We start from the raw sequence: 23,876 nt of genomic DNA on the forward strand, positions 1-23,876 counted from the left end.
GAACTATCATGACTACCACCACCACCGGCGGCGCGGCAAGCGCCCGCCAACCTTTCAATGCCTCGAACCTGATGCGCCGCCTGGGCATGCTGCCCGTGCTGGTGGTGCTCTACCTGGCCATGTACGGCCTGACCGTGTATTTCTCGGCCGATGGCGAATCGACCTTCATGACCAGCAACAACACCATGAATATCTTCCGCCAGGTATCGATCAATATCGTGCTGGCCTCCGGCATGACCTTCGTCATCCTGACCAGCGGCATCGACCTGTCGGTCGGCTCGGTGCTGGCCGTCTCGGCCGTGGCCGGCATGCTGATGTCGCTGTCGGCGCAGTTCGCCGGCTTCTCGATTCCCGCCTTTCTGATCGTCGGCTTGCTGCTGGGCGCGCTGAACGGCGTGCTGGTGGCGCTGGTCGGCCTGAACCCGTTCGTGGTGACCCTGGGCACCATGACGGCGCTGCGCGGCGCGGCCTATCTGCTGGCCGACGGCACCAGCGTGCTGAACACGGAAATCCCGAGCTTCGAATGGATGGGTAACGGCAGCTTCCTGGCCATTCCATGGCTGATCTGGCTGGCCGCGCTGGTGGTGATTCTGACCTGGTTTATCCTGCGCAAGACCACCCTGGGCCTGCATATCTACGCCGTCGGCGGCAATATCCAGGCGGCGCGCCTGACCGGCATCAAGGTCGGCCTGGTACTGATGTTTGTCTACACGATCAGCGGCCTGTTCGCCGGCCTGGGCGGCGCCATGTCGGCCAGCCGCCTGTACGCGGCGAACGGCAACTGGGGCACCGGCTACGAGCTCGACGCGATCGCGGCCGTGGTTCTGGGCGGCACCAGCCTGATGGGCGGCGTCGGTTCCGTCTGGGGCACCGTGATCGGCGCGCTGATCATCGGCGTGATGAACAACGGCCTGACCATCCTGGGCCTGTCGTCGTTCTGGCAGTATGTGGCCAAGGGCGTGGTCATCGTGCTGGCGGTGATACTGGATAAATGGCGCCAGTCGCACGCGCAGAACTGATGTGGAGGCTGTTGTCGGGTTACGCTACGCTAACCCGACCTACGGCCTGTTGCGTGCCGGGCAGGCCGGGTTAGCGGGGCCGCCGAGACGCATCGCGCGTAACCCGACAACAGCCCAGGAAATAATCAGAACACCAGGCGCATTTCAATATGCGCTATCCCCGCCTCGTCAAATTCCTCCCCCTGCTGCACAAAGCCATGGCGCGCATAGAATGGCGCGGCCACCGTCTGGGCGTTGAGCACCACCGCCGCATCGCCGCGCTCGCGCGCTTTTTCCATCAGCAGTTGCACGATGGCGCCACCGACGCCCGTGCCGCGCCCGGCCTGGCGCACGGCCATGCGGCCGATATGGCCGTCGGGCAGCAGGCGGCCGGTGCCGATGGCGTTGCCCAGCGCGTCATAGGCGACGGCGTGCAGGCAGACGGCGTCCATCTCGTCGAGTTCGATCTCGGCGGGAACCTTTTGTTCATCGACAAAGACTTCAAAGCGGATGGCGGATGCGTGCTGGGCCAGGGTGGCCCAGTCGCCGAGGAGAATGGTGTGATTACTCATGATGGCATCGAAGTGGAAACAGGCCGCCATTGTCGCACGGCCTGCGATGCCAGCAACAACCTCGCTGAGCTTAGCCCAGCTTGACCAGCTGCTTGCCGAAGTTACGGCCTTTCAACAGGCCGATAAACGCTTCGGGCGCCTTCGCCAGCCCTTCGGCCACCGATTCGCGGAATTTCAGCTTGCCTTCGGCCACCAGCTTGCCCAGTTCGGCCAGGCCTTCCGGCCACAGCTCCGGCTGCTCGCCGACGATAAAACCTTGCACGGTCAGGCGGTTGATCAGGATCAGGCGGAAATTGTCGATCGGCGTGGGCTGGCCGTCATAACCGGAAATCCAGCCGCACAGGGCGATGCGGCCAAAAGCGTTGGTGCGCGCCAGCGCGGCGTCAAACACCTTGCCACCGACGTTTTCAAAAATGGCGTCGATGCCGTCCGGGGTGGCCGCTTCCAGGTCCGCTTCCAGATTGCCCGCCTTGTAGTCGACGCAGGCGTCAAAGCCCAGCTCGTTCACCACGTAAGCGCATTTTTCAGGACCACCGGCAATACCAACCACGCGACAGCCCTTCAGCTTGGCCAGCTGGCCCACCACGCTGCCGACGGCGCCGCTGGCGGCCGACACCACCACGGTTTCGCCCGCTTTCGGCGCCATGATATGGTTCAGGCCGTACCAGGCCGTCATGCCGGGCATGCCTACCGAACCCAGGTAGGCCGATTCAGGCACGTGTGTGGTGTCGACCTTGCGCAGCATGCTGCCGTCGGAGACCGCCACTTCGGTCCAGCCCAGGGTGCCGACAACGGTGTCGCCAACGGCAAATTTGGCATGCTTCGATTCGATCACCTCGCCGACGGTGCCGCCGATCATGGTCTCATCCAGCGCCTGCGACGCGGCGTAGCTCTTGCCTTCGCTCATGCGGCCGCGCATGTAGGGGTCCAGCGACAGATAATGGTTGCGTACCAGCAGTTGGCCGTCCTTGATGGCGGGCGTGTCGACAGTTTCCAGGCGGAAGTTGTCGGCCTGGACTTCGCCTTTGGGGCGGGCGGCGAGGACGATGCGTTGGAATGTGGTCATGGCGTTCCTTTGATATTGGTTGCGTTAAATCTCGTAGTCCATGCACTGCCGCGCTTCGCGTACGGCGCCAAAAAACGGCTTGATCTTCACGTGTTCGGGGTGGTTCTGGTAGGCGTCGAGCGACTCGCGGCTGTCGAACTCGCTGTAGAGCACGATGTCATGGGTCGCTTCCAGGCCCGGCTGGGCCACGGCGACTTCGAATGCCAGGATGCCGGGCACGATGGCCGCACAGCTGTCGAGCAGGGCCTTGAGCTTGATGGCGTTGGCGGCGCGGTCGGCGCCTTCGGCGTGATCCTTGAGTTTCCAGAAAACGATGTGCTTGATCATATTGGGTGCAATGGAGTACGAAAGAGAGCCCATACTGTAACCGCTATCATCCCGCTGTGCAGCACGCTAGAGCACTTCGAACAAACCGGCCGCGCCCTGCCCGCCGCCGATGCACATGGTCACCACCACGTACTGCACGCCGCGCCGCTTGCCTTCGATCAGCGCATGGCCCGTCAGGCGCGCACCCGATACGCCGTAAGGATGGCCGACGGCGATCGCGCCGCCGTTGACGTTGAGGCGGTCCAGCGGGATGCCCAGGGTGTCGGCACAGTACAGCACCTGCACGGCAAACGCTTCATTGAGTTCCCACAGGCCGATATCGGCCACCGTCAAACCGGCTTTTTTCAGCAGCTTCGGGATCGCAAACACGGGGCCGATACCCATTTCATCGGGTTCGCAGCCGGCCACGGCAAAGCCGCGGAAGATGCCCAGCGGCTGCAGGCCTTTCGCTTCTGCCGTCTTGGCGTTCATGACGATGGCCATCGCCGCGCCGTCGGAAAACTGGCTGGCATTGCCGGCGCTGATCACGCCGCCCGGCATGGCGGAGCGGATTTGCGACACGCCTTCATAGGTGGTATCAACACGGATGCCTTCGTCGGCGGCGATCGTCACTTCGCGCGTGGTCAGCATGCCGCTGGCCTTGTCGGCCACGCCCATGGTGGTGGTCATGGCCACGATCTCGGCATCGAACCGGCCGGCGGCCTGGGCGGCAGCCGCGCGCTGCTGGCTTTGCGCGCCGTACTGGTCCTGGCGCTCGCGCGAGATGCCATAGCGCTGGGCCACGGTTTCCGCCGTTTGCAGCATCGGCCAGTACAGCGCCGGCTTGTTCTGCTGCAGCCAGACTTCGCGGTACATATGCTTGTTCATTTCGTTCTGCACGCAGGAAACCGACTCGACGCCGCCGGCCGCGTAGATATCGCCTTCGCCGGCGATGATGCGCTGGGCCGCGGTGGCGATCGCCTGCAGGCCCGACGAGCAGAAACGGTTGATGGTCATGCCGCCGGTGGTGACGGGGCAGCCGGCGCGCAGCGCGATCTGGCGCGCGATATTGCCGCCGGTGGCACCTTCGGGAAAGGCGCAGCCGGCCAGCACGTCTTCCACTTCGCCCGCCTCGATGCCGGCGCGCGCAATCGCGGCGGCCAGCACATGGCCGCCCATGGTGGCGCCGTGCGTCATGTTGAACGCGCCCTTCCAGGACTTGGCCAGGCCCGTGCGGGCGGTCGATACGATCACGGCTTCATTCATGTTGCGTCTCCTGAGCGATAGTAAGTAGGTGGCTCAGAATAGCACATATAAGTACGGTCGTTCGCTACTGCAAAGACCTTGCAAAGCTTGTGCAAATGACTGCAATTGTAAGCGTCGCGTAAGGTTCCGGGGACAGACTGGCCCTTAGCTGTTGCAAGAATGGTCAGCAAGACCTCGGCAACGGTTCACTATAAAACCTAGGGAGACAACACCATGGCAACACCATCCGGCTCGGCCGACGTGCGGAAATTCGCGGCCAAAGGGGCGCCGATGACCAAGGAGGAACGCAAGGTCATCTTCGCTTCCTCGCTCGGCACCGTCTTTGAATGGTACGACTTTTATCTGTACGGCTCGCTCGCATCGATCATCGCCAAGCAGTTCTTTATCGGCGACCCCACCACCACCTTCATTTTCGCGCTGCTGGCGTTTGCCGCCGGCTTTATCGTGCGCCCGTTCGGCGCGCTGGTATTCGGCCGCCTGGGCGACATGATCGGCCGTAAATACACCTTCCTGATCACCATCCTGATCATGGGCGGCTCGACCTTTATCGTCGGCCTGCTGCCCGGCCACGCGGCGATCGGCATCGCGGCGCCGATCATCCTGGTGATCCTGCGCATCCTGCAGGGCCTGGCCTTGGGCGGCGAATACGGCGGCGCGGCCACCTATGTGGCCGAACACGCTCCCGAAGGCAAGCGCGGCGCCTTCACGGCCTGGATCCAGACCACGGCGACCCTGGGCTTCTTCCTGTCGCTGATGGTCATCCTGGGCACCCGCCTGGCGACCGGCGAGGCGGAATTCGAAGCCTGGGGCTGGCGCGTGCCGTTCCTGGTGTCGGTGGTGCTGCTCGGTATTTCCGTGTGGATCCGCCTGGCCATGAATGAATCACCGGCGTTTGCCAAGATGAAAGCCGAAGGCAAGACCTCGAAAGCCCCGCTGACCGAAGCGTTCGGCCAGTGGCGCAACCTGAAGATCGTGATCCTGGCGCTGATCGGCCTGACCGCCGGCCAGGCCGTGGTGTGGTACACGGGCCAGTTCTACGCCCTGTTCTTCATGATCCAGACCTTGAAAGTGGACCTGGCCACGGCGAACATCCTGATCGCCATCGCCCTGCTGCTCGGTACGCCATTTTTCCTGTTCTTCGGCAGCCTGTCGGACCGCATCGGCCGCAAGTACATCATCCTCGGCGGTTGCCTGATCGCCGCCGCCACCTACTTCCCGCTGTTCAATGGCCTGACCCACTTTGCCAATCCGCAGCTGGAAACCGCACTGAAGAATTCGCCCGTGGTGGTGGTGGCCGATCCGGCATCGTGCCACTTCCAGTTCAACCTGACCGGCACCAAGAAGTTCCCTTCCTCGTGCGACATCGCCACCGGCTTCCTGTCGAACAGTTCGGTGAACTACACCAGGCAAGACGCACCGGCAGGCGCCATCGCCAAGGTGCGCATCGGCGCCAGGGAATTCACCTCGTTTAACGCCGTCATGACGGCCGACGGCCTGAACTTCGACGCCGACAGCAAGGCGAAAGAAGCGGCGTTCAAGAAAGAAATCGGCGCCGGCATCAAGGAAGCGGGCTACCCGGCCAAGGCCGACCCGGACCGCATCAACAAGCCGATGGTGGTGCTGCTGCTGTTTATCCTGGTGCTGTACGTGACCATGGTGTACGGCCCGATCGCCGCCATGCTGGTGGAAATGTTCCCGACGCGCATACGCTATACCTCGATGTCGCTGCCCTACCATATCGGCAATGGCTGGTTCGGCGGCCTGCTGCCCACCACCGCGTTTGCGCTGGTGGCCTTCAAGGGCGACATCTATTATGGCCTGTGGTATCCGATCGTCGTGGCCCTGGCCACAGTGGTGATCGGCATCCTGTTCGTGCGTGAAACCAAGGACAACAATATCTACGCCGACGACTGATACACCATCCGCACCGGCCAGCGCGCCGGTGCATCGCCATGAAAAACGCCGCCGGAAGTCACTCCCGGCGGCGTTTTTTCATGCGTGAGCCCGATTACTTTTCGCTGGCGCCCTTCTTCAGCTTGTCGCGCTGCTGTACATATTCCTGGTAGCTGGTCTGGTTGCGCTTGCGGCAGGCGTTACGGTCATCGAAATTATTGAGACTGTTACAGTATTCGCCGATCTTGTCCCGATTCGCATCATACAAAACCTCGCAGCCGGTGATGGCCAACAAACAGGGAACGATCAGATATTTCATTGCATCTCTCATGGCATAGTGGTGTGAACTGCGAAAGGACGGCACGGCCAAGAACGCTTGACGGCTTATCTTAACGCGATCCCGGCGCGAAGTACAAGCGCTCGGTTTTACTTTTTGGAAAGATGTGACAGCCAGCTTGTGCTGGCGCATGCTACAGTCCGCCTTTTCAACCGCCAGCACATCGCATGACCGCCACCCCACGCACCATTCCCCCCGCTCCGCGCGGCCCATTCCAGCCAGCCTATCTTGGCCTGATCGATGACCTGCGTGCGGCCTTGCTGGCGCAGGCCGGTGAACTGCTCGACGGCATTTACCTGTACGGCAGCGTGGCGCGCGGCGCGGCCACACAAGGCGTATCGGACCTCGACGTCACTTTGATCCTGCGCCACCGCCCTTCGCCGCGCGACACCAGCATGCTCGAAGCGCTGCGCCTGGCGCTGGCGGCGCGCCATCCGGAAGTAAGCAAGATCGATTTCGATATCGGCACGCGCATCGATGCGCTGGCGCCGCGCAACCTGCACAGCTGGGGCTACTGGCTCAAGCACCACTGCCGCTGCATCTGGGGCAATGACCTGGCGCTGTGCTTTGCGCCGTTCCCGCCGTCGCGCACCATCGCCCTGGCCGTCAATGGCGACGCCGTCGAGGTGCTCGAACGCCAGGCCCGGGAGATCGAGCAACTGCTGGAACCAGCGCCGGATGCGGCAAAAATCGTGCGCAGGCAGCGAGAAGCGGCGCGCAAACTGCTGCGCGCCACCAGCGTGCTGCGCGCGGAAAATGAACCGTCGTGGCCGCAAACCCTGGAGCAGCATGCGGCGCTGTTCCTGGGCAGCTATCCGGCGATGCGCGAACAGATCGATTTTTTCATGGACCATGCCGGCGCGGGCGGTGAGCCGGACGCGCAATTTCCGGCGCGCCTGCGCGTCTTTGCCGGCTGGCTGCAGTTGCAGTTGCAGGCGCAAAGCTAGGCCGGCTCGTTAAGCGCCGGGCAATTTTCCGCAAATTGCGCCAGGTGCTCCAGCAGCACCCGCACGCGCGCCGGCAGGTAGCGGCGCTGGGTCCAGACGGCGTACACATGGCGCGGCTGCGGCATCCAGCCGGGCAGCACGCGCACCAGGCGGCCGTCGGCCACTTCCTGGCGGCATTGCAGCAGCGGGCACAGCAGCACGCCGATGCCCGCTTCCGCCATCTCGACCGCCAGGCGCATTTCGTTCACGCGCAGCCGCGCCTGCGGCTGCAGCACCATCTCGGCGCCATCGCCGGGCCGGTGCAAGCGCCAGGTGCGCAGCGGCTCGGCGACGATCAGTTCATGCTGTTCCAGCGACGCCAGGTCATGCGGTACGCCGGCGCGCGCCAGGTAGGCGGGTGCTGCCACCATCACCAGCGCGGCGCTGCCCAGGCGGCGCTGCATCAGCGAGGAATCGTCGAGCGAACCGACGCGGATGGCCAGGTCGGCGCCGCTGCTGACCATATCCTGCAGGCGGTTCGACAATTCCAGTTCCAGCCGGATGGCGGGATACCGCTGCATGAAGCTGACCCAGGCGGGCGTCAGGAGGCCACTGGCAAAATTGACCGGCGCCAGCACGCGGATTGTGCCGGACACGGCCGACAGGCTGGCGTCGAGCCGGCGCGTGGCCTGGCGCAGCGCATGCACCAGCGGCCGGCATTGCTCATAGTATTGCCAGCCCTCGGCCGTCGGCTGCATGCGCCGCGCGCTGCGGTTGAGCAGGCGGTAGCCAAGCTGGCTTTCCAGCTTTTGCAGGCGCCGCGTGACGGTCGCAGGCGGCAACTCCTCGGCGGCGGCCGCCGCATTCAGGCTGCCCGCCTCCACGATGGCGACAAACAGGGCAAGATCATCGAGCATCAGCGTGCATCATTTCATTTGTGGAATTTCAGATTAAAAATATGTGTCTAGTATAGATACTTGCAAGTGTATAAGCTGATTATCTGTACACTTTTTGAAAGATTATCCATGTCCGAAGCCCTGCGCCTGCGTTTTGTGTTTGCCGTCATCATGTCGCTACTGATGACCTTGCTGATGAGTGCTTGGGTGACCTGGCTCAATATCGGCCTGCAGGCTGACTTCCTGGCGCGCTGGCGCCATGCCTTCCTGGCCGCCTGGCCGGTGGCGTTTTGCGCCGTGATGCTGTTCGCGCCGCGCGTGCAGGGCATCAGCCGCTACCTGGTGATGCGCTTGAAGCGTCCAGCCTGACGGCGCTGACGGCGGTGTGCCAGCGCACGCCGGAAGAAAAAGCACGGCAAATCCGCTCTGTTCAATGTTTTCACATTCGCATGATGTGCCTATAATGGCTGACGTCCTACCGATCCGTGAACCAAGAAGGAGCTTCATGCAGCATTTATCCGCCGTCCGCCCCGCGCGCGCCATTTTCCTCGGCAGCGTCGCGCTGTTGCTGTCCGGCTGCTCCATGCTGCCCTCGTCCGCACCCAGGCCGGTCCCGCCCGCCAGCGCCACCCTGCCCGACGCCACCATCGCCTACACCGTGACCGGACAGGGCGCGCTGCCGGTGGTGTTCCAGTCGGGCCTCGGCGACGGCAAGGATGTGTGGGACAGCGTGCTGCCGGAAGTGGCGAAAAACCACCGCGTGCTGGCGTACGACCGGCCCGGCTATGGCGCCAGCCAGAAAACCGCCACCCCGCGCGACCCGTGCACCATCGCAGCCCAGCAGCGCGCGCTGCTGGCGCAAGCGGGCCTCAAACCTCCCTATATCCTGGTCGGCCAAGGCCTGGGCGGCTTGTACCAATATGTGTACGCCAGGCTGTATCCGCAGGACGTGGCGGGACTGATCCTGCTCGACCCGACCCACCCGCAGCAATGGCAGCGCATGCAGACCGACGCCACCACCTACGCCGTGCTGCTCAAAACCCGCCGCAAGCTGATGTTCAACAGCACCGAGACCGCCGAATTCGACGCGCAGTCGCAATGCCTGCAGCATATCGACATGACCACGCCGCTGCGCACGCCAGCCATGCTGCTGGTGCGCGACAAGTTCGGCATCGAGGAAATGGGATCCTATGAGACCCTGGTGCGGGCGCAGGAAAAAGACTGGCAGCGCCTGCTGGGCGCGCCCGCCATCGAGCGCATCACCGGCGCCGGCTACTATATCCAGAAGGACAACCCCGTGATCGTCAATGAGGCGGTGAAGATGGTGGTGAAGAAGAAATAACGTCGGTCGGATTAGCGCGGCTTCGCCGCGCCAAGCCGACCTACCTCAATTATTAAAACCCTTGCCTTCGGCAGCCAGTTTCACCAGCAAGGGCGCCGGCGTCCACGCCTCGCCATGCCGCCCGCTGGCATAGCCGGCAATCGCGTCCTGCACATTCGGCAGACCCACCGTGTCGGCGTAGAACATCGGGCCGCCACGGAACAGCGGGAAACCATAGCCGGTCAGGTAGACCATGTCGATATCGGAAGCGCGCAGGGCGATGCCCTCTTCCAGGATGCGCGCGCCCTCGTTGACCAATGCATACACCAGCCGCTCGACGATTTCCTGGTCGCCGATCTTGCGCCGCTCGACGCCGATGTCCTGCGAGTGCTGGACAAGCATGGCGTTGACCTGTTCCGATGGATAGGCCTTGCGGTCGCCCGGCTTGTAGTCATACCAGCCGGCGCCCGTTTTCTGGCCGTAGCGTCCCAGTTCGCACAGCAGGTCAGCCGTCTTCGAGTACGTCACGTCCGGCTTTTGCACGTAGCGGCGCTTGCGGATGGCCCAGCCGATATCGTTGCCGGCCAGGTCGCCCATGCGGAACGGCCCCATGGCAAAACCGAATTGTTCAACCGCCTTGTCGACCTGTTCCGGCAAGCAGCCTTCTTCAAGCAGGAAGCCGGCCTGGCGGCTGTATTGCTCGATCATGCGGTTACCGATAAAGCCGTCGCACACGCCCGAGACCACGCCGGTCTTTTTCAGTTTCTTCGACAGCGCCAGCGCGCTGGCCAGCACATCCTTGCCGGTTTCCTTGCCGCGCACGATTTCCAGCAGCTTCATCACATTGGCGGGGCTGAAGAAATGTGTGCCGATCACGTCCTGCGGGCGTTTGGTAAAGCTGGCGATCTGGTCCAGGTCCAGGGTGGACGTGTTCGACGCCAGGATGGCGCCCGGCTTCATCACGGCATCGAGCTGCCTGAACACCGCTTCCTTGACGCCCATCTCCTCGAACACGGCTTCGACCACGATATCGGCCTGTGCAATATCGGCGTAGTCCAGGGTGCCCGACACCAGCGCGATACGCTGCTCGGCTTTCTCCTGCGTCAGCTTGCCCTTTTTCACGGTGCTTTCGTAATTCTTGCGAATGGTCGCCAGGCCCTTGTCCAAGGCGGCCTGTTGTGTTTCCAGCAGCTTGACAGGGATGCCGGCATTGGCAAAATTCATGGCGATGCCGCCGCCCATGGTGCCGGCGCCAACAATCGCCGCCGAGGCGATCGCGCGCACGGGGGTGTCGGCCGGCACGTCCGGCACCTTGCTGGCGACGCGCTCGGCAAAGAACGCATGGCGCAGCGCTTTCGATACGGGCGACTGCACCAGTTGCATGAACAGCTCGCGCTCGAATTTCAGGCCGTCGTCGAATTTCATGGTGACGGCGGCGGCCACCGCTTCCACGCACTGCAGCGGTGCCGGGAACGGACCGGCCATGGCCTTGACGGTATTGCGCGAAAACTGCAGGAACGCTTCATGGTCAGGGTAGTCGACCGTGCGCTCGCGCACCTTGGGCAGCGGACGAATCCCGGCCACCTTGCCGGCAAACGCCACAGCGGCGGCGAGCAGGTCGGCGCCGGGCGCGGTCACTTCGTCGAACAGGGCCGTGCCGGCGAGTTTTTCGGACGCCACCGGCGTGCCCGAGACGATCATGTTGAGCGCCATTTCCAGTCCCAGCACGCGCGGCAGGCGCTGCGTGCCACCGGCGCCCGGCAGGATGCCGAGCTTGACTTCCGGCAAGGCCATCTGCGCGCCGGGCGCGGCCACGCGGTAATTGCAGCCCAGCGCCAGCTCCAGGCCGCCGCCCATGCAGACGCTATGGATGGCGGCCACCACCGGCTTGGTCGACTGCTCGACGACGTTGATCAGGGTATGCAGGGTCGGCTCGGTCAGGGCCTTGGGCGAATTGAATTCCTTGATATCGGCGCCGCCCGAAAAGGCCTTGCCGGCGCCGGTAATGACGATGGCCTTGATGGCGTCGTCGGCCAGCGCCTGCTTGATGCCGGCCACGGCGGCGGTGCGGGTCGCCAGTCCCAGTCCATTGACCGGTGGATTGGCGAGGGTGATCACGGCTACGGAACCGTTGACTTGATACTCGGCGCTCATTGTCTCTTCCTTGTTGGTGTGGGTGTCCTGGATAGGGCAAGCGGTGAATCTTCACTATACCGCATAAAAGAACGCTCGTATTTTTTTGTCCCGGGCGAGCGGTGTCTGCGCCATGGTACAGGATCGTCAACGTCCGTGGCGTGCGCCCATGTGAGCAAGCGACTTTTCGGCTATCGGATTAATAGTCGCAATAGTATGACAAATACCATATCCAAAACCGGCGTTTAATAATATGAACGTAGCGCTTTGATACGGCCATGCGGCAATAACGACAATTTCACTGCGTTTTAAAGTTGTCGCTTGTTTTTCCATATGGACTGAGGAATAATAAAATTATTGATAAAAATCAACACTCTTAACATCGGCTGCCATAGGCAAACCATATTCGAATACATCCGGCATTCAGTGCACACTTTCTCACACATTATCACCACCCATCGCCAACCACTTAAATGCCGGGCAGATTATCACGCAATGTCACACGCAGCTTAATAACGCTCCCCTCGTATATACGCCGCCTCGAATTGAAGGAACCATTATGGACGCAGCCAGCCATGTCAGCCATTCCCAGGATCTGGACTTACAAGCGATCAACACTGCCATCCACCGTGTGCAGGCGGTGATCGAGTTCGAGCTCGACGGTACTATCCTGCACGCCAACGACAATTTCCTCAAGGTCGTCGGCTATGCCCTGGACCAGGTACAGGGTAAGCACCACGCCATGCTGTGCGATGCCGAGTATGTGAAAACGCCGCAGTACCGCCAATTCTGGGCCAGGCTGGCGCGCGGCGAATTCGACCAGGGCGACTACAAGCGCATCGCCAGGGATGGCCACGAAGTATGGATCAGCGCGTCCTACAACCCGATATTCGACGCCGATGGCAAGCCCTATAAAGTCATCAAGTTCGCCAACGACGTCACCGCCGTCAAGATGCGCAACGCCGAATACGAAGGCAAGGTCAGCGCCATCGCCAAGGCGCAGGCGGCAGTGGAATTCGACATGCATGGCAATGTCATCGATGCCAATGCCAATTTCCTCGACGTGATGGGGTATGAGCTGGCCGATATCAAGGGCGAACACCACCGCGTGTTTTGCGAAGCCGATTATGCCAATAGCCTCGACTATAAAAAGTTCTGGCAAAAACTCAACCGCGGCGAATTCGACAGCGGCCGCTACAAACGGATAGGCAACAACGGCAAGGTGGTATGGATACAGGCCACCTACAATCCCATCCTCGACCTCAACGGCAAGCCGTACAAGGTGGTGAAATATGCCACCGACATCACCGAGCAGATCAGGCTGGAAACGAGCATCCACGACAAATCGGACGATGAAAGCCGCAAGGTCAAGGTCCTGCTTGAATCGGTGGCGCGCGCGGCGCAAGGCGACCTGACCTGCACCATCGTGCAGGAAGGCTCTGAGCCGATCGACCTGCTGGCCGGCGGCATCGGCAAGATGATCGTCGACCTGCGCGGCGTGATCGCCAATGTGGTGGCGGCCGCCGGCGGCTTTGCCGACTCCTCGCATGCGATTGCCGAGCGCGCCACCGGCGTGGCGGTCGGCACCCAGGCGCTGGGCGCCACCGTCGAACAGATGAACGCCTCGATCGACGGCCTGACCTTTTCCATCAACTCCATCGCCGAGAACGTTTCCAGCGCCGACTACCTGGCCCGCGCCACGCAGCAGGAAGCCGAAGCGGGCGCGCGCGCCGTGGCCAAGTCGATCGAAGCGATGGACCTGATCAACCGTTCCTCGGAAGACATCGGTGAAATCGTCAAGGTGATCAGCGAGATCGCCAACCAGACCAATATGCTGGCCTTCAATGCGGCCATCGAGGCGGCCCGCGCCGGCGAGCACGGCCTGGGCTTTTCGGTGGTGGCCGACGAGGTACGCAAGCTGGCCGAGCGTTCCTCGCAGGCCACCAAGGAAATCTCCAAGCTGATCAACGAGTCGGTCAAGCGCGTGACCACCGGCAGCGAGATCTCGCGCCAGGCCAGCGACGCCTTCGACAAGATCGTCTCGGGCGTAGGCAAGACCACGCTGGCCATTTCCGATATTTCCAAGGCCGCCAACGAACAGCTGCTGACGGCGCGCGAAGTGTCGACCGCGATTCAGTATATTGCCGAGGAAACGGAAAAGTCGGCCGCCAATGTCGACAGCATCGCCCGCTCGACCGACGCGCTGAACGACCGAGCTGGCAGCCTGAACCAGACCGTCTCCGGTTTCGTGGTCTAGGACCAGCATCGCAATGAACCACGCCGCCACCCTGACGCCGGAAGTCCTCACCAGCCTGATCGCCATGGTGCGCGAGCATACGGGCATCGCCATGACGCCGCGCAAGAGCATTTTGCTCGAGCGGCGCTTGCAGCCGCGGCTGCAGGCGCTGTCCTTGCACAGCTACCAGGCCTACCTGGACAAGGTGGCCAGCGACCGCGAGGAAGTGGTCCATTTCATCGACCTGGTGACCACCAACGACACGCTGTTTTTCCGCACGCCGCAAATCTGGGCGTATTTTGAAGAGCGCTACCTGCCCGACTGGGCGCGCCGGCATCCCGGTGGCTGCCTGAAGGTCTGGTCGGCGGCGGCCGCCAGCGGCGAAGAGCTGTATTCGATCGCCATGGCCTGCGAGCAGTTCAAGGCCCGGCACCCGTCTTTTCGCTACCAGATCCTGGCCAGCGACATTTCTCAGCAGATATTGAACGCGGCGCGCACCGGCCAGTACAGCGGCCGCTCGGTCGAACGCATCCGCCTGTCGCACCCGGAATTGCTGCGCAAATATTTCACGGCCTCGCCGTATGGCGTGCAAGTAAATGACGAATTGCGCCAGCACGTCAGCTTTGCGCTGCACAACCTGCTCGAACCCCTGCAACCGCAGCAGCAGTTCGACGTGGTGTTCCTGCGCAATGTGCTGATTTATTTCGATGCCGAGCACCAGGAAACAGTGCTGCGGCAGGCGCGGCACAGCCTGAAGGACGATGGCCGCCTGATCCTGGGCGAATCGGAAACCATCGCCCGCCTCGGTACCGGCTATGAATTTGAGTTTCCCATGATTTACAAGACAGGCGAGGCCTAGATGACGATCGCAATCGACACACCGCGCAAGCAGGTCGGCATGGGCCAGCTGAGCGTGGGCGCGCATGACGACCAGTTGCAGGCCCTGCTCGGCTCCTGCATCGGCATCGGCTTGCTGTGGAAAAAGGGTGGCCGCTGCGGCCTGGCCCATTGCTTGCTGCCGGAAGCGCCGACGCTCGATGGCAGCCTGGGCGCGCGCTATGTGAACCAGGCCGTGCCCTCCTTGCTGCGCCTGATGGGCGTGCGCCTGGCCGACTATGCCGACATCGACGTGGTGCTGGCCGGTGGCGCCAGCATGTTTGGCGGACGCAATACGCGCCTGCAGGTCGGCCGGCAGAACGTCGAGGCGGCGCAAAAATACCTGGAACGCTGCGGCCTGCACGTCGGTTTTTGCGCGCTGGGCGGCTGCCACGGACGCCAGTTGCTGATCGACTGCGCCGACCAGAGCTATGCGGTGACCGAGGTGGCCGTGTCGGCGCAGCGGCCGGGCCGGGCCAGCAATCCTTATGCGGGAGCCATCCATGGACATGCATGAAGCCAATGTGGTGGCGCAAGCTGGCCAGGCCGCCAGCGAACTGTTCGGCTCCTTCCACCTGGGCGGCGACGAGTTCGCCCTGCCCGCCAGCTGTATCCGCGAAGTGGTCAACTATCCGGCGAAAATGACGGTGCTGCCACTGTCGCCGGCCTATCTGGAAGGCATGTTCACCCTGCGCGGCAGCGTGATTCCCGTGGTCAACCTGGGCCGCCTGTTCCAGCCCGGCGCACCAAAGGCCATCGCCACCGACAAGGTCGCCATCCTCGACTTCCAGCAAGTGCTGATCGGCATCGTGTTCCAGGACACGGGCGACATCATGCGCGTGCAGCCATCCCAGCGCTCGACCCTGCACTATGGTGCAGGCGAGGCCCAGGCAGTGATCGCTGGCACCATCTTGCTCGACGACGGCGCGCGCCTGCTGCAGATCCTCGACCCGCAGGCCCTGATCCGCATCGAAAACGTGCCGCAGGTGCTGGCCCGGCAGGCCGCCAATGGCAAGCACCAGGCGCGCCTGCTGGCCAGGGCCGAGCGGCGCCAGTGCGTGAGCTTCCATGCGGCCGGCTCGGCCTTTGCCTTCGACATGGGCGCGATCCAGGAAATCATCCGCGTGCCCGAGCTGCACAGTTCCCTGCTCAATAGCGAACTGTGCCTTGGCCGCATGCATTTTCGCGGCAGCCAGGTGGCGGTGGTCGATTTTGCCGCCCTGCTGCGCGCGCCGGCCAGCACGGCTGGTTCACCAGACCAGCGCGTGATCGTGGTGCGCCTTGACGACGCCACGGTCGGCTTCCTGGTCGACTCGGTCGACAGCATCGTCCATTATATTGCCGACGAGGTGCTGCCGATACCGCTGCTGAGCCGCGCACGCGCCGCCATGTTCGCCGGCTGCATTTCCAGGGAAAACGCCGGCGACATCATCGTGCTCGACCACCGCGAGATCCTGTCGCAGGCCGAGATTGTCGACATGCAGCAGGGCCACGCGCGCCTCTATCCCGCCAAGGAAGAGGCGGCCGCCACGCGCAAGGCGCAGCGCCGGGTCTACATCACCTTTACGGTGGAAAACCCGTTTGCCGTGGAAATCCGGCAGGTGCGCGAAATCATCGACGCCGGCGGCGCCATAATCCGTCCGCCCGGCCTGCCCGCCTGCATGCGCGGCATCTTGAATTTGCGCCAGCAAATGATCAGCATCGTCGACCTGCGCCAGCTGTACGGCATGGCGCCGCTGGCCGACGAGAGCACTGCCAAGATCCTGATCATCGAACGGGGCGAGGAGCGCTACGGCTTCCTGGTCGACGCCGTCAACAATATCATGACCATTTCCGACAGCCAGCGCTTCGCGGCGCCCCAGCTGATCCGCACCGGCAGCCATGACGACCTGCGCAGCGAAATGGACGAGATGATCGATATCGGCAGCGCCGAGCAGCGCCAGACGCTGAGCGTGTTTCGCTGTGACCGCCTGCTCGACAAGCTGGGCCAGGAGGCAGCGTAGGTCGGATCAGGCCCTTCGGGTCCTAATCCGACACCACCTGGCTTGAATCCAAGGGTTATCAAACCAGGCTATGCCCCTTGAACTGCTCCCTCAGCTTGTTTTTCTGGATCTTGCCGGTCGCCCCCATCGGCAGCGCGTCGACAAACAGCACGTCGTCCGGCGTCCACCATTTGGCGATCTTGCCGTCGAAAAACTGCAGCAGCTCGGCGCGCGACACCGTCATGCCAGGGCGCTGCACCACCACCAGCACCGGGCGCTCGTCCCATTTCGGGTGGAACAGGCCGATGCAGGCCGCCTGCAGCACGGCCGGGTGGGCCATGGCCAGGTTTTCCAGGTCGATGGTGCCGATCCACTCGCCGCCCGACTTGATCACGTCCTTGCTGCGGTCGGTGATCTGCATATAGCCGTCCGCATCGATGGTGGCCACGTCGCCGGTGGGAAACCAGCCGTCCCGCAGCACCTCGCCACCCTCGTCCTTGTAATACGAGGCAATGATCCACGGCCCTTTCACCAGCAGGTGGCCGTAGCTGGCGCCGTCCCATGGCAGCTCCTTGCCCTCGTCGTCGACGATCTTCATGTCGACGCCATAGATCGCATGGCCCTGTTTTTGCAGGATCTTGCGCTGGGCGTCCCTGGGCAAGGCGAGGTGTTTGGCTTGCAGCCCGCCGGTGGTGCCCAGCGGCGACATTTCCGTCATGCCCCAGGCGTGGATGACCTCCACGCCGAACTGGTCGATCAGGGTGTCCATCATGGCCGGCGGACAGGCCGCGCCACCGATCACGGTGCGGCGGAAGGTCGAGAACCTCAACTTGTTCTGCAGCACATGGTTGAGCAGGCCCAGCCACACCGTCGGCACGCCTGCCGAGAACGTCACTTTTTCCGCTTCGAACAGTTCATACAGCGACTTGCCGTCCAGCGCCGCGCCGGGAAACACCAAGCGCGCGCCGCACAGGGGCACCGCATACGGCAGGCCCCACGCGTTCACATGGAACATCGGCACGACCGGCAACACCGTGTCGGAGGCGCAGACATTGAGACTGCTGGGCAGGGCCGCCGCATACGCGTGCAAGACAGTGGAACGGTGCGAATACAGCGCGCCCTTGGGGTTGCCGGTGGTGCCCGACGTGTAGCACAGGGTGGCGGCGGCGTTTTCGTCGAACAAGGGCCACTCGTACTGGTCCGAATGGGTGGCGATCAGGTCTTCATAGCAGAGCAGGTCGGGGATGCCGGTAGTGTCCGGCATGCGGTCGCGGTCGCACAGCAGCACGAAATGGCGCACGAACTGGCAGCTGGCGGCGATCTTTTCCACCACCGGCAAGAACGTCAGGTCGAACAGCAGCACCTGGTCTTCGGCATGGTTCGAGATATAGGCGATCTGGTCGGGAAACAGGCGTGGGTTGATGGTGTGCAGCACGGCGCCCGAACCGGACACGGCGTAATACGCTTCCAGGTGGCGATAGCCGTTCCAGGCCAGGGTGGCGACCCGGTCGCCCATGCCGACGCCCAGGCCATGCAGGGCATTGGCCAGGCGGCGCGCGCGCTGGTGGCAATCGCGATAATTGTAGCGATGCATGTCGCCTTCCACCCGCCGCGACACGATCTCGCTGTCGCCATGATGGCGCGCGGCAAACTCGATAATGGTGGAAATCAACAAGGGCTGATGCATCATCTGGCCCATCACCGGACTGACCTGGAATACCGACATCGCGTCTCCTCAATGCTTGAAGTTTAAGTAATTGGGCTCAGTTTCGACCGCTCGTGCTATTTCGGTCAACGCATTTCGATATTGCGCTGCAGCACGCCAAGCGCGCCGACGTTTTGCCGTGCGCCGCAGAGAACCACGTGCTGCGGTAAAATCGCCGTTTCGGCCCTCGGCCGGGCTTGCGAGCTCAACATGACTGGAACTGCCATCAGCGCCCTCACCCTCCCCCTGAACAATGGTTTCGCGGCCCTGCCGCCCGCGTTTTACACGCGTTTGATGCCGACGCCGCTGCCGGCGCCGTATTTTGTCGCCGCCAGCGCGCCGGCCGCCAGCCTGGTCGGGCTCGACCCGGCACGGCTGGCCGAGCCCGATTTTGTCGACCTGTTGAGCGGCAATGCCGTGGCCGCGCACTCGCAGCCGCTGGCGGCCGTGTATTCCGGCCACCAGTTCGGCGTGTGGGCCGGCCAGCTCGGCGACGGCCGCGCGATTTTGCTCGGCGATATCGCCACGGAAAATGGCCCGATGGAACTGCAGCTGAAAGGCGCCGGCGCCACGCCGTATTCGCGCATGGGCGACGGGCGCGCCGTGCTGCGCTCGTCGATCCGCGAATTCCTCTGTTCGGAAGCGATGGCCGCGCTGGCCATCCCCACTTCGCGCGCGTTGGCCATCATGGGCTCGCACCAGGGCATCATGCGCGAAACGGTGGAAACGGCCGCCGTCGTGACCCGCATGGCGCCCAGTTTCGTGCGCTTTGGCTCGTTCGAACACTGGTTCTCGCGCAAGCAGCCCGAGCAACTGAAAATCCTCGCCGACTATGTGATCGACAACTTTTACGCCGGGCTGCGCGCGCAGGACAACCCCTACCAGGCACTGCTGGCCGAGGTGTGCCGGCGCACGGCGCACATGATCGCACACTGGCAGGCGGTCGGCTTCATGCATGGCGTGATGAACACCGACAATATGTCGATCCTGGGTTTGACGCTCGACTATGGCCCGTTCGGTTTCATGGAAGCGTTCGACGCCGAACACATCTGCAACCATACCGACAGCCAAGGCCGCTATTCGTATGCGAACCAGCCCCAGGTGGGCCACTGGAACTGCTATGCGCTGGGCCAGGCGCTGCTGCCTTTGATTGGCGAAGTGCCGCTGGCACAGGCGGCGCTCGACAGCTACGAGCCGGCGTTTGCCGCGAAAATGAACGAATTGCTGCGCGCCAAGCTGGGCCTGCGCACGGAGCAGGATGCGGACACACAACTGTTCGACGCCATGTTTGCCGTCATGCAGGCCAACCACGTCGACTTCACCAACTTCTTCCGCGCGCTGGGCAATCTGCAGGTCGGCGCGCCCGAGCATGACACCGGGCTGCGCGACATGTTCATCGACCGCCCCGCGTTCGATGGCTGGGCTGCGCAATACCGCGCGCGCCTGCTGCTCGAACACAGCGACGACCTGCCGCGCAAGCTTGCAATGGACCAGGTCAACCCCAAATACGTGCTACGCAACTATCTGGCCCAGGTCGCCATCGACCAGGCGCAGCAGCAGGACTATACGGAAGTGGCCAGACTGCTCGACGTTTTGCAAAAGCCATTTGACGAACAGCCCGAACACCAGCACTATGCGGCCCTGCCGCCCGACTGGGCCAGCCATCTTGAAGTAAGCTGCTCATCCTAAGGAGCCACCATGACCAATAAAGTACAAAAAACCGACGCCGAATGGCGTGCCATGCTCGACACCATGCAATACCAGGTGACCCGCCATGCGGCCACCGAGCGCGCTTTCACGGGCAAGTTCTGGGATCACCATGAACACGGCATCTATACCTGCGTATGCTGCAATACGCCGCTGTTTGCATCCGACACCAAGTTCGATTCCGGCTGCGGCTGGCCCAGCTACTTCCAGGCGCTGGACCCGGCCAACGTGAAGGAAATCGTCGACCGCACGCATGGCATGGTGCGCACGGAAATCGTTTGCGCCGTCTGCGACGCCCACCTGGGCCACGTGTTTCCCGACGGCCCGCCGCCCACTGGCTTGCGCTATTGCATCAATTCCGCCTCGCTGCGCTTCGATCCGCAGCCTTGAAGCCCTGGAATGGCCCGGTCTAAGCCATTCCTAAGCTGATTTTTAGTTGACCATAGTAAAGTCTCGCCATGAAATTTCTCTTCGACCTCTTTCCGCTGATCGCCTTCTTTGCCGCCTTCAAACTGGGCGGCATGTATGAAACAGCGACGCACGACTTCGTGCAGCAGTATTTGTCCGGCATTGTTTCCGGCGGCATGATACAGCCCGAACAGGCGCCATGGATCCTGGCGACCCTGGTCGGCATCATCGCCACCGCCTGCCAGGTCAGCTACCTGTTGCTGCGCGGACGCAAGGTCGACGGCATGCTGTGGCTGTCGCTGTTCATCTTCGTGGTGTTCGGCGGCGCCAGCATCTATCTGCATGACGACTTCTTCCTGAAATGGAAGCCGACCCTCATCTACTGGCTGTCCGGCCTGGCCCTCTTGATCGCCCACGTGGGCTTCAAGAAAAACCTGATCCGCAAGACCATGGAAGCGCAGGTGCAATTGCCCGACGCCGTGTGGAACCAGCTGCTGGCGGCGTGGATCATCTTTTTTGGGGCCATCGGCGCACTGAATCTGTTTGTTGCCTTCGTGCTGTACAAGGGTGACATGGCGGCCTGGGTCAGCTTCAAGGCCTTTGGCGCCACCGGCATTTTCTTTGCCTTTATCGTCGCGCAAACCCTGTTCCTGTCCAAACATATCAAGGAAGACGCATGAGTACCGAACTGAATACGCCAACGGCAGCCGCTGCCGATGCATCGCCGGCGACGCGCATGGAGCGCATCCGCGCGCGCCTGGAAGCGGCGCTTTCCCCTGTGGAATGCGTGCTCGAAGACGACTCGGCCAGCCACCGCGGCCATGCGGGCGCCGCCTCCGGCGGAGGCCACTACAATGTGCGCATCATTTCCAGCAAATTTGAAGGGCTCAGGCTCGTCATGCGCCATCGTCTGGTGTATGATTCCGTGCACGATATGATGCATAATGAGATACATGCATTGGCTATTGTCGCATTGGCGCCGTCCGAAGCATGATATGGATGGCGTTTTTGGCGTAGGCCGGTGATCCGGCATGACGCTGCAGCAAACGCGATAAAACAAAAAATTTTGATGCGTTTTTTACGAAACTTTCCCTAACAGGATTTAATAATGACTTTTAAGCCAGCCCGCTTGCTGATCGCACTACTCGCCGTAGCCGCTGTACCTGTTTTTGCGCAAAATGTTGCCGTTGTAAATGGCAAGGCTATCCCAACGTCGCGCGTTGATGCAGTCGTCAAGCAAGTCGTCGCCCAAGGCCAGCAGCCCGATTCGCCGCAGCTGCGCGAAGCGATCAAGAAAGACCTGATCGGCCGCGAAGTGCTGATGCAGGAAGCGGAGAGCAAAGGTTTCGGTAAAGATGCCGCTGTCAAACAGCAAATCGAAAACGCACGCCAGGCCATCGTCATCAACGCCCTGGTCGGCGACTACCTGAAAAAGAATCCCGTCAGCGACGCCGACATCAAGGCCGAGTACGACCGTTTCGTGGCCCAGACCGGCGACAAGGAATACCATGTGCGCCATATCCTGGTCGGCACCGAAGCCGAAGCGAAAGACATCATCGCCAAGCTGAAGGGCGGCGCCAAGTTCGAAGACCTGGCCAAGCAATCGAAAGATGCGGGCTCGGCGGGTAACGGCGGCGACCTGGACTGGGCAGCGCCTTCGTCGTTCCCGAAAGTGTTCTCGGACGCCTTCGTGAAACTGCAAAAAGGCCAGGTCACCGACACACCGGTGCAAACGCCTAACGGTTTCCACGTGATCAAGCTGGACGACACCCGCGCGGCAAAACTGCCGACCCTGGAAGAAGTCAAGCCACAGATCTCCGAAGCATTGCAGCAGAAAAAGCTGCAGGCTTACCAGGAAGAGATGATCAAAAAAGCGAAAGTTCAATAAGAACTGACCACCCCGGCGCCCCTTTCGGCGCCGGTCGTGTATTGTGCGTTTGAACAAGCTATCGTTATTGTATTTTTATAGGAATAAACATGATTTTGAAGCCAGCCCGTCTGATTCTTGCTTTGGTTGCCGTAGCGGCCGCACCAGCTTTCGCGCAAAACGTCGCCACCGTCAATGGCAAGGCCATTCCGGTGTCGCGCGTCGACCAGGTCGTCAAGCAGGTTGTCGCCCAGGGCAAGCAAGCCGATTCGCCGCAGCTGCGCGAAGCGATCAAGAAAGACCTGATCGGCCGCGAAGTGCTGATCCAGGAAGCCGACAAGCAAGGCTATGGCACCCGTCCCGAAGTCAAGGCACAGCTCGACAACGCGCGCCAGAGCATCATCATCAACGCCCTGCTGGCCGACTACATCAAGAAAAACCCGGTCAAGGACGCTGAAATCAAGGCCGAATACGACAAGTTCAAGGCGCAGGCCGGCGACAAGGAATACCATGCCCGCCATATCCTGGTGGCCACCGAAGCCGAAGCGAAAGACATCATCGCCAAGCTCAAGGGCGGCGCCAAGTTCGAAGAACTGGCCAAGGTCTCGAAAGACGGCTCGGCTGCCAATGGCGGCGACCTGGACTGGGCTAGCCCGAACTCCTACGTCAAGCCATTCGCCGACGCCCTGGTGGCCCTGAAGCCAGGCCAGGTCACGCAAACGCCGGTGCAATCGCAATTCGGCTTCCACGTGATCAAGCTGGAAGAAACCCGTCCGACCAAGCTGCCATCGCTGGAAGAAGTCAAGGGCCAGGTCGCCGAATCGATTCAACAGAAAAAACTCGCCGCCTACCGCGACGAACTGATGAAGAAGGCAAAAGTGCAGTAATTGGCACCTGCTGGCAAAAAGCGCTCCTTGGAGCGCTTTTTTATTGGTCAACAATGTTGTCGGGTTACGCTGCGCTAACCCGACCTACGGTTGGGGCGCGCCGCTTCACCGTTGTTGGCGCCGACGAAATGTCGATCATGCAAAGCTGAACCAGGCCCGCGCGATGCGGCCGTCGACCACCTCGTAGGTCGCCACCAGTTCCTGCTCCAGCGTGCCCTGCGCCGTGATGCTGGTGACGATCTCATGGTCGATCACCAGCTTGCCGCAGGCGATGCGGTTGAGCAGCCGCGCCTGTGGGCGGCTGGCGGCAAAGCGGTTGGTGAAGCGCTCGGCGATCTGCGCGCTGCCTTGCGCCAGCAGGGTGTCCGGATGCTGGAACTGCCGCACGTCATCGGCATAGATGGCGACCAGGGCGGCCACATCGTGGGCATTGTAGGCGTCGAGCTGGGCCTGCACGACAGTAGTGGGGGTGGAAGGGTTCATGGTTCTCCTGT

The 23,876-nt window shown here is 62.3% G+C and carries 25 protein-coding genes; 15 read left to right on the plus strand and 10 right to left on the minus strand.

Features of this window, described 5'->3' with window-relative positions; genetic code table 11:
* Nucleotides 1-8 precede the first annotated feature (8 nt).
* Nucleotides 9-1,019, plus strand: a complete 1,011-nt coding sequence (locus ASR47_RS14480; protein ID WP_065308489.1) for an ABC transporter permease subunit — start codon at nt 9-11, stop codon at nt 1,017-1,019.
* A gap of 125 nt (nt 1,020-1,144) precedes the next feature.
* On the opposite strand, the gene ASR47_RS14485 is transcribed toward ASR47_RS14480, so the two are convergent.
* From ASR47_RS14485 to ASR47_RS14500, 4 genes are all read right to left on the minus strand, one after another.
* On the minus strand, nt 1,145-1,570 hold the full coding sequence (locus ASR47_RS14485; protein WP_065308654.1) for a GNAT family N-acetyltransferase: 426 nt from the start codon (nt 1,568-1,570) through the stop codon (nt 1,145-1,147).
* A 70-nt stretch (nt 1,571-1,640) separates the two neighbouring features.
* The gene (locus tag ASR47_RS14490) at nt 1,641-2,636 is read right to left on the minus strand and encodes an NADP-dependent oxidoreductase (RefSeq protein ID WP_065308490.1); all 996 of its coding nucleotides are present in this window, start codon (nt 2,634-2,636) and stop codon (nt 1,641-1,643) included.
* A 24-nt stretch (nt 2,637-2,660) separates the two neighbouring features.
* Nucleotides 2,661-2,963, minus strand: coding sequence for a Dabb family protein (locus ASR47_RS14495; protein WP_065308491.1), 303 nt, complete (start codon nt 2,961-2,963; stop codon nt 2,661-2,663).
* A gap of 66 nt (nt 2,964-3,029) precedes the next feature.
* Nucleotides 3,030-4,208 carry an acetyl-CoA C-acyltransferase gene (locus ASR47_RS14500; RefSeq protein ID WP_065308492.1) on the minus strand — a complete coding sequence of 393 codons (1,179 nt, stop codon included), beginning with the start codon at nt 4,206-4,208 and terminating at the stop codon, nt 3,030-3,032.
* Nucleotides 4,209-4,421: 213 nt separating this feature from the next.
* On the opposite strand from ASR47_RS14500, the gene ASR47_RS14505 reads away from it, so the two are divergent.
* A complete protein-coding gene (locus tag ASR47_RS14505; protein WP_065308493.1) occupies nt 4,422-6,122 on the plus strand; it encodes an MFS transporter in 1,701 nt (566 codons plus the stop codon).
* A gap of 94 nt (nt 6,123-6,216) precedes the next feature.
* Here the strand turns inward: ASR47_RS14505 and ASR47_RS27060 are convergent, their stop codons facing one another.
* Nucleotides 6,217-6,570 (minus strand): hypothetical protein, encoded by a 354-nt coding sequence (locus ASR47_RS27060; RefSeq protein WP_150127808.1) that lies wholly within the window; start codon nt 6,568-6,570, stop codon nt 6,217-6,219.
* A 35-nt stretch (nt 6,571-6,605) separates the two neighbouring features.
* Here ASR47_RS27060 and ASR47_RS14515 point away from each other — a divergent pair, with 35 nt between their 5' ends.
* A complete protein-coding gene (locus ASR47_RS14515; RefSeq protein ID WP_065308495.1) occupies nt 6,606-7,385 on the plus strand; it encodes a nucleotidyltransferase domain-containing protein in 780 nt (259 codons plus the stop codon).
* Here the strand turns inward: ASR47_RS14515 and ASR47_RS14520 are convergent.
* Nucleotides 7,382-8,281, minus strand: a complete 900-nt coding sequence (locus tag ASR47_RS14520) for a LysR family transcriptional regulator (RefSeq protein WP_065308496.1) — start codon at nt 8,279-8,281, stop codon at nt 7,382-7,384. The two genes, ASR47_RS14515 and ASR47_RS14520, sit on opposite strands and share 4 nt — an antisense overlap.
* Nucleotides 8,282-8,389: 108 nt before the next feature.
* On the opposite strand from ASR47_RS14520, the gene ASR47_RS14525 reads away from it, so the two are divergent.
* On the plus strand, nt 8,390-8,629 hold the full coding sequence (locus ASR47_RS14525) for a DUF2798 domain-containing protein (protein ID WP_065308497.1): 240 nt from the start codon (nt 8,390-8,392) through the stop codon (nt 8,627-8,629).
* 136 nt (nt 8,630-8,765) lie between these two features.
* Nucleotides 8,766-9,602 (plus strand): alpha/beta fold hydrolase, encoded by an 837-nt coding sequence (locus ASR47_RS14530; protein WP_065308498.1) that lies wholly within the window; start codon nt 8,766-8,768, stop codon nt 9,600-9,602.
* A 45-nt stretch (nt 9,603-9,647) separates the two neighbouring features.
* Here the strand turns inward: ASR47_RS14530 and ASR47_RS14535 are convergent, their stop codons facing one another.
* Together ASR47_RS14535 and ASR47_RS27065 are read right to left on the minus strand one after the other, a co-directional pair.
* Nucleotides 9,648-11,735, minus strand: a complete 2,088-nt coding sequence (locus ASR47_RS14535) for a 3-hydroxyacyl-CoA dehydrogenase NAD-binding domain-containing protein (protein WP_065308499.1) — start codon at nt 11,733-11,735, stop codon at nt 9,648-9,650.
* Between the two features lie 126 nt (nt 11,736-11,861).
* On the minus strand, nt 11,862-12,047 hold the full coding sequence (locus ASR47_RS27065) for a hypothetical protein (protein WP_150127809.1): 186 nt from the start codon (nt 12,045-12,047) through the stop codon (nt 11,862-11,864).
* Nucleotides 12,048-12,273: 226 nt separating this feature from the next.
* On the opposite strand from ASR47_RS27065, the gene ASR47_RS14540 reads away from it, so the two are divergent.
* The 4 genes from ASR47_RS14540 to ASR47_RS14555 are packed head-to-tail and all read left to right on the plus strand — an operon-like array spanning nt 12,274 to nt 16,829.
* Nucleotides 12,274-13,971, plus strand: a complete 1,698-nt coding sequence (locus ASR47_RS14540) for a methyl-accepting chemotaxis protein (protein ID WP_065308500.1) — start codon at nt 12,274-12,276, stop codon at nt 13,969-13,971.
* 13 nt (nt 13,972-13,984) lie between these two features.
* Complete coding sequence (locus ASR47_RS14545) at nt 13,985-14,809, plus strand: CheR family methyltransferase (RefSeq protein ID WP_065308501.1); 825 nt, start codon at nt 13,985-13,987, stop codon at nt 14,807-14,809.
* Nucleotides 14,810-15,343 carry a chemotaxis protein CheD gene (locus tag ASR47_RS14550; RefSeq protein ID WP_065308502.1) on the plus strand — a complete coding sequence of 178 codons (534 nt, stop codon included), beginning with the start codon at nt 14,810-14,812 and terminating at the stop codon, nt 15,341-15,343.
* A complete protein-coding gene (locus ASR47_RS14555; protein ID WP_245714354.1) occupies nt 15,330-16,829 on the plus strand; it encodes a chemotaxis protein CheW in 1,500 nt (499 codons plus the stop codon). Before ASR47_RS14550 ends, ASR47_RS14555 begins: the two co-directional genes overlap by 14 nt.
* A gap of 58 nt (nt 16,830-16,887) precedes the next feature.
* Here the strand turns inward: ASR47_RS14555 and ASR47_RS14560 are convergent, their stop codons facing one another.
* A complete protein-coding gene (locus ASR47_RS14560; protein WP_065308503.1) occupies nt 16,888-18,534 on the minus strand; it encodes a 3-(methylthio)propionyl-CoA ligase in 1,647 nt (548 codons plus the stop codon).
* 189 nt (nt 18,535-18,723) lie between these two features.
* Between ASR47_RS14560 and ASR47_RS14565 the strand changes: the two genes are divergently transcribed.
* The 6 genes from ASR47_RS14565 to ASR47_RS14590 all read left to right on the plus strand — a co-directional run bounded on the left by ASR47_RS14565 (nt 18,724) and on the right by ASR47_RS14590 (nt 23,382).
* On the plus strand, nt 18,724-20,202 hold the full coding sequence (locus tag ASR47_RS14565) for a protein adenylyltransferase SelO (RefSeq protein ID WP_082988935.1): 1,479 nt from the start codon (nt 18,724-18,726) through the stop codon (nt 20,200-20,202).
* Nucleotides 20,203-20,211: 9 nt separating this feature from the next.
* Complete coding sequence (gene msrB / locus ASR47_RS14570; RefSeq protein WP_065308504.1) at nt 20,212-20,610, plus strand: peptide-methionine (R)-S-oxide reductase MsrB; 399 nt, start codon at nt 20,212-20,214, stop codon at nt 20,608-20,610.
* Nucleotides 20,611-20,678: 68 nt separating this feature from the next.
* Nucleotides 20,679-21,308, plus strand: coding sequence for a septation protein A (locus tag ASR47_RS14575; protein ID WP_065308505.1), 630 nt, complete (start codon nt 20,679-20,681; stop codon nt 21,306-21,308).
* Entirely contained in the window at nt 21,305-21,622 is a 318-nt protein-coding gene (locus ASR47_RS14580; protein WP_065308506.1) for a BolA family protein, read from the plus strand. The genes ASR47_RS14575 and ASR47_RS14580 overlap by 4 nt, the downstream gene beginning before the upstream one ends.
* 114 nt (nt 21,623-21,736) lie before the next feature.
* Entirely contained in the window at nt 21,737-22,516 is a 780-nt protein-coding gene (locus ASR47_RS14585; protein WP_065308507.1) for a peptidylprolyl isomerase, read from the plus strand.
* Between the two features lie 89 nt (nt 22,517-22,605).
* Nucleotides 22,606-23,382, plus strand: coding sequence for a peptidylprolyl isomerase (locus tag ASR47_RS14590; RefSeq protein ID WP_065308508.1), 777 nt, complete (start codon nt 22,606-22,608; stop codon nt 23,380-23,382).
* Between the two features lie 135 nt (nt 23,383-23,517).
* On the opposite strand, the gene ASR47_RS14595 is transcribed toward ASR47_RS14590, so the two are convergent.
* On the minus strand, nt 23,518-23,865 hold the full coding sequence (locus ASR47_RS14595) for a nuclear transport factor 2 family protein (protein WP_065308509.1): 348 nt from the start codon (nt 23,863-23,865) through the stop codon (nt 23,518-23,520).
* Nucleotides 23,866-23,876 lie beyond the last annotated feature (11 nt).

Source organism: Janthinobacterium psychrotolerans (assembly GCF_001677885.1).
Classification (GTDB): Bacteria; Pseudomonadota; Gammaproteobacteria; order Burkholderiales; family Burkholderiaceae_D; genus Janthinobacterium; species Janthinobacterium psychrotolerans.